Below are 5,757 nucleotides of genomic sequence, written 5' to 3'. Positions count from 1 at the left end.
GCCCCCGCCGTGGTTTCTTTAATGTGTACCAGTATCGCTGTGGGACTCGCACATCGATAGTCCAGCCAGGTTAACAATGTGTTTTCCCATTAAATGCGTGTTGAACTGCAGCGTTGTATCGACAACGGTTGCTGTTCGCAAATAGTTTCCGCGCGGTTCGAAAACTATTGGACAAAGGTTCGCCGGATCGAACAAACGTTCGATACACTGTTCGGCATGGGATGGCACAACGGACCGCCGAGTTGGGCCGAGATGGAACGAGTCCTCGACGGCAAACCGCGACATGCCGGTACTCCCGCGCCGGTACACCCGGCCGACGATGCTCCGCTGTCCTCCAAACGCGGGACCTATACGGCTAAACCCAGGCCGCAGGTCCGGTCGTCGGTCGCATACGCCGAATTGCACGCACATTCGGCGTACAGCTTCCTCGACGGGGCCAGCACGCCGGAGGAACTGGCCGAGGAGGCCGCCCGGCTGGGTCTGCGCGCGTTGGCGTTGACTGACCACAACGGTTTGTACGGGGCGGTGCGATTCGCCGAAGCGGCCGCCGAACTCGACGTACGTACGGTGTTCGGTGCCGAGTTGTCGCTGAGTTGCGAGGCCCGCACCGAGCAACCGGACCCGGCCGGTCCGCATCTGTTGGTGCTGGCCCGCGGGCCCGAAGGTTACCGGCGGCTGTCCCGGCAACTGGCCGCCGCGCATCTGGCCGGCGGCGAAAAGGGCAAGCTGCGCTACGACATCGACACGTTGACCGAGGCGGCCGGCGGACATTGGCAGATCCTCACCGGCTGCCGCAAAGGCGCTGTGCGCCAAGAGCTTTCCGAAGGTGGCCCGGAGGCGGCGAAGCGGGCGCTGGCCGATTTGGTGGACCGGTTCGGTGCCGGGCGGGTCAGCATCGAGTTGACCCATCATGGACAACCGCTCGACGACGAACGCAACGCGTTGCTGGCCGGGCTGGCGCCGCATTTTGGTGTCGGCGTCGTCGCCACCACCGGAGCGCATTTCGCTCACCCGTCCCGTCGCCAGCTGGCCATGGCGATGGGCGCGATCCGGGCCCGGCAGTCCCTGGATGCGGCCGCCGGGTGGCTGGCTCCACTGGGTGGCTCGCACCTACGTTCTGGTGCGGAGATGGCCCGGCTGTTCGCGCAGTGCCCAGAGGCGGTGTCCGGCGCCGCCGAACTGGGGGAGCAGTGTGCGTTCGGACTGGCGCTGATCGCACCGCAACTGCCGCCGTTCGAGGTGCCCGACGGACACACCGAGGACAGTTGGCTGCGGTCGTTGACCATGGTGGGTGCCGCCGACCGCTACGGTCCGCCGGGACGGGCATCGAAAGCTTACGACCAAATCGAGCATGAACTCAAAATCATTGCGCAACTGCGCTTTCCGGGATACTTCCTGGTGGTGGACGACATCACCCGGTTCTGCCGGGATAACGACATCCTGTGCCAGGGTCGGGGATCGGCGGCCAATTCCGCGGTTTGTTATGCCCTCGGAGTAACTGCCGTCGACCCGGTGGCCAACGACCTGCTGTTCGAGCGATTCCTCTCACCCGCACGTGACGGGCCGCCGGACATAGATATCGACATCGAGTCCGACCAGCGGGAAAAAGTGATCCAGTACGTCTACGACAAATACGGCCGGGACTATGCCGCACAAGTGGCCAACGTGATCACCTACCGTCCGCGCAGCGCGGTACGCGACATGGCGCGTGCCCTGGGTTTCTCGCAAGGGCAACAGGACGCGTGGAGCAAACAAATCAGCCACTGGTCGGGACAGCCCGACGATATCGAGGGTATCCCGGAAGGCGTGGTCGACCTCGCCAACCAAATCCGGAACCTGCCACGGCACATGGGCATTCATTCCGGCGGCATGGTGATCTGCGACCGGCCGATCGCTGATGTGTGCCCGGTGGAGTGGGCGCGGATGGAGAACCGCAGTGTCCTGCAATGGGACAAAGACGACTGTGCGGCAATCGGTTTGGTGAAGTTCGACCTGCTGGGACTGGGCATGCTCTCGGCATTGCATTACGCGCGCGACCTGGTGGCCGAGCACAAGGGCCTCAAGGTGGATTTCGCCCGGCTCGACCTCTCCGAACCGGGGGTGTACGAGATGCTGTCGCGGGCCGATTCGGTCGGCGTGTTCCAGGTGGAGTCGCGGGCGCAGATGGCCACGCTGCCGCGGCTGCGGCCCCGAATCTTCTATGACCTGGTGGTGGAGGTGGCGCTAATCCGTCCCGGCCCCATCCAGGGTAATTCGGTGCACCCGTACATCAAGCGGCGCAACGGTATCGAGCCGGTGGTCTACGACCACCCGTCCATGGCGTCGGCGTTACGAAAGACGTTGGGAGTGCCGCTCTTTCAAGAACAGCTGATGCAGCTGGCAGTCGACTGCGCCGGCTTCTCCGCTGCCGAGGCCGACCAGTTGCGGCGCGCCATGGGTTCCAAACGCTCGACCGAACGCATGCGACGGTTGCGCAGCCGGTTCTACGACGGCATGCGCGAACTGCACGGCGCCGACGACGAGGTGATCGATCGGATCTACGAGAAGCTAGAGGCGTTCGCCAACTTCGGCTTCCCGGAGAGCCACGCGTTGTCCTTCGCGTCGCTGGTGTTCTACTCATCATGGTTCAAGCTGCATCACCCGGCGGCTTTCTGTGCGGCTTTGCTGCGCGCCCAGCCGATGGGTTTCTATTCACCGCAGTCGTTGGTGGCCGACGCGCGCCGGCACGGGGTGTTGGTACACGGCCCATGCGTCAATGCCAGCTTGGCGCACGCGACGCTGGAAAACGCCGGTATGGAGGTGCGACTCGGGCTCGGTGCGGTCCGCCATATCGGCGAGGACCTCGCCGAGAAGCTGGTCGGCGAGCGAAAAGCCAACGGCGCGTTCGGTTCTCTGTTGGATCTGACCACGCGACTGCAATTGAGCGTGCCGCAAACCGAAGCGTTGGCGACGGCGGGGGCGCTGGGCTGCATCGGGATGTCCCGACGGGAGGGGCTGTGGGCGGCCGGCGCCGCGGCCACCCAACGGCCGGACCGACTGCCGGGAGTTGGCTCGTCGTCACACATTCCGTCGCTGCCGGGGATGAGTGAACTGGAACTGGCCGCCGCAGACGTGTGGGCCACCGGCGTCTCCCCGGACAGCTATCCGACCGAGTTCCTGCGGGCCGACCTGGACGCGATGGGGGTGGTTCCCGCCGCCGCGCTGGGATCGGTGCCTGACGGCGACCGGGTGCTGATCGCCGGTGCGGTGACCCATCGGCAGCGGCCGGGGACCGCTAGAGGGGTGACGTTCGTCAACCTCGAGGACGAGACCGGAATGGTCAACGTGCTCTGCACACCGGGAGTGTGGGCGCGGTACCGCCGGCTGGCGCACACCGCACCGGCGCTGCTGATCCGGGGTCAGGTCCAAAATGCCAGCGGCGCAATCACCGTCGTCGCTGAGCGACTGGGGCGCATCACCCTGGCGGTCGGGTCGAAGTCCCGCGACTTCCGATAATCGCGAGTTGACGTTCAGGCCGTCGGCGTCGTCCACACCTTCGTCGGCGTGATCCGCAGCCGGGTGCTGTAGGAGCCCATCGCGTCGGTGAGGCCGAACCTGTCGGCGTCCTCGCGGTACTTGGCCCAATACGGTTCGTCGTCGCGGCAGTCGACCCCCGTCGCGTCCACAGATGCCGTGCCGCCGATGACGACGATGCCGCCGCCGTTGCCGTCGGAATCAAGGTTCAAACTCACCTGCGGGTGGGCCTTGACGTGGGCCACCTTGGCCGCGTCGGGCTCGCTGTAGATGGTCAGCGCAGTCCCGTCGAAGAAGAACCAAATCAACCGCGGCACCGGCTGCCCGGACTTGGCCACCGTGGTCAGCCAGCCGTAGTGGTCGGAGCTCAGCCTGTCGGAAACCTCTTGTGTCAGTTCGATGCTCATGGGGCAACGGTAGCCTCCACTCATGACACTCAACCTGACCGTCGACGAAGTCCTGACCACCACCCGCTCGGTCCGCAAACGCCTCGACTTCGAAAAGCCGGTGCCACGTCAGGTCCTGATGGAATGCCTCGAGTTGGCGTTGCAGGCGCCCACCGGTTCCAACTCGCAGGGTTGGCAGTGGGTGTTCGTCGAGGACCCGGCGAAGAAGAAGGCGATCGGGGACGTCTACCTGGCCAACGCCCGCGGCTACCTGAGTGCACCGGCGCCGCAATACGACGAAGGCGACACCCGCGGCGAGCGGATGGGCAAGGTCCGTGACTCGGCCACCTATCTCGCCGAGCACATGCACGAGGCCCCGGTACTGCTGGTCCCGTGCATCCTGGGCCGGGAGGAGAAGTCGCCGCTGGGCGGGGTGTCGTTCTGGGCGTCACTGTTCCCCGCGGTGTGGAGCTTCTGCCTGGCGCTGCGCTCGCGCGGGCTGGGCTCGTGTTGGACGACGCTGCACCTGCTCGGCGACGGCGAGCGCGAGGTGGCCGACATCTTGGGTATTCCCTACGACGAGTACAGCCAGGGCGGGTTGTTCCCGATCGCCTACACCAAGGGCACCGATTTTCGCCCGGCCAAGCGGTTGCCGGCCGAGGACCTGACCCACTGGGATAGCTGGTAACTAGCCCGGGTTGCCGTCGGTGCCGCGGGCGCCCTCGAAGGCGGGACCGCTGAGCCCGTTGGCGCCGTTCAGCCCCATGTTCACGCCCCCGCTGCCTCCCGAGGCACCGCTGCCAGGTGTGCCTTGTCCGCCGCCGCTTGCGCCATTGCCCGCATTACCGCCCGCGCCGACCGCACCTTGCAAGCCACCCAGTAGACCGCCGCGCCCGGCGGCGCCGCCACGTCCGCCGTCGCCGCCATCGCCACCCGCTCCGCCATGACCGGCGTCGCCTCCGTCGCCGCCGTCACCGCCATTTGATGCGCCACTGAAACTGGACGGAGTGCCGCCCCTTCCGCCGTCGGCGCCGCCACCACCGGTACCACCTACCCCGCCGGACGCGCCGACTCCGCCATCCCCCCCGCTGCCGCCATTGCCAAGCAGCCAGCCACTTGCACCACCGCTGCCTCCGGCACCGCCCGCGCCACCGGCGCCACCTTGTCCACCGACTCCACCGTGGCCACCATCACCACCGTCACCTCCAATGGACACGCTCCAGGAGGACGCGTCGCTCGAGCCGTAGCTGAAATACCCCCCGGCACCACCGTTACCGCCGATGTCACCCGTGCCGCCAGCCGCCCCGTTACCGCCGGCGCCACCGCGGCCGCCATCACCGATCAACCAGCCACCGCGGCCTCCCGCGCCGCCCGTACCGCCGGTGCCGCCGGCTTGGCCGTTCGTGCCCATGCCGCCGTCGCCGCCGTTGCCGCTGTTCCCGGCCGCAGCGACGAGCTCGGCAAAGGCAGAGCCGCCCGATCCGCCAACGCCACCGTTGGCGCCGCCGTAACCACCGGCGCCGCCATGCCCGCCGGCACCACCGGTGGCTGTGTTCAGGTCGGACGGAAAGCGAGCGTTGCCGCCGTCGCCGCCTCGGCCCCCGTTGACGCCGGGTCCGCCGGGGAGGCCTTCACCACCATTGACACCGGAAATGCTGTTGTCGTTGACGTTGACAATGTTGCCGTCGCCGGTTGCACCATTCAGAGCAGGGTTGGTCGATGAGGGAGGGTTTATGCCATTGGCGCCGGCCAGGCCGTTGCCACCGGCACCCCCGGCCCCGCCGGCACCCCAGATTCCGGCGGCTCCGCCGAGGCCCCCGTTGCCGCCACTGCCCCCGGCGAGCACGGCGTTCCCGCC

Annotated in this window: 4 protein-coding genes; 2 read left to right on the top strand and 2 right to left on the bottom strand. The window is 67.1% G+C overall.

All coding sequences use genetic code 11. The features are described 5' to 3' along the window. Positions 1-216 precede the first annotated feature (216 nt). Positions 217-3,495: an error-prone DNA polymerase gene (locus tag A5634_RS13260; RefSeq protein ID WP_065144507.1), complete on the top strand. Its 3,279-nt coding sequence runs from the start codon at positions 217-219 to the stop codon at positions 3,493-3,495. 14 nt (positions 3,496-3,509) lie between these two features. Here the strand turns inward: A5634_RS13260 and A5634_RS13255 are convergent, their stop codons facing one another. Further along, the gene (locus A5634_RS13255) at positions 3,510-3,920 is read right to left on the bottom strand and encodes a TIGR03667 family PPOX class F420-dependent oxidoreductase (protein WP_065144506.1); all 411 of its coding nucleotides are present in this window, start codon (positions 3,918-3,920) and stop codon (positions 3,510-3,512) included. Positions 3,921-3,942: 22 nt separating this feature from the next. Between A5634_RS13255 and A5634_RS13250 the strand changes: the two genes are divergently transcribed. Then, positions 3,943-4,587 carry a nitroreductase family protein gene (locus tag A5634_RS13250; protein ID WP_065144505.1) on the top strand — a complete coding sequence of 215 codons (645 nt, stop codon included), beginning with the start codon at positions 3,943-3,945 and terminating at the stop codon, positions 4,585-4,587. On the opposite strand, the gene A5634_RS28660 is transcribed toward A5634_RS13250, so the two are convergent. Further along, positions 4,588-5,757, bottom strand: a 1,170-nt coding sequence (locus A5634_RS28660) for a PE-PGRS family protein (RefSeq protein ID WP_065144504.1), incomplete at its 5' end; no start/stop codon positions are given. It abuts the gene before it with no gap.

This window comes from Mycobacterium asiaticum, assembly GCF_001673365.1.
Taxonomy (GTDB): domain Bacteria; phylum Actinomycetota; class Actinomycetes; order Mycobacteriales; family Mycobacteriaceae; genus Mycobacterium; species Mycobacterium asiaticum_A.
Note: the sequence above shows the minus strand (reverse complement) of the source record. Positions and strands in the feature narration are given on the sequence as shown.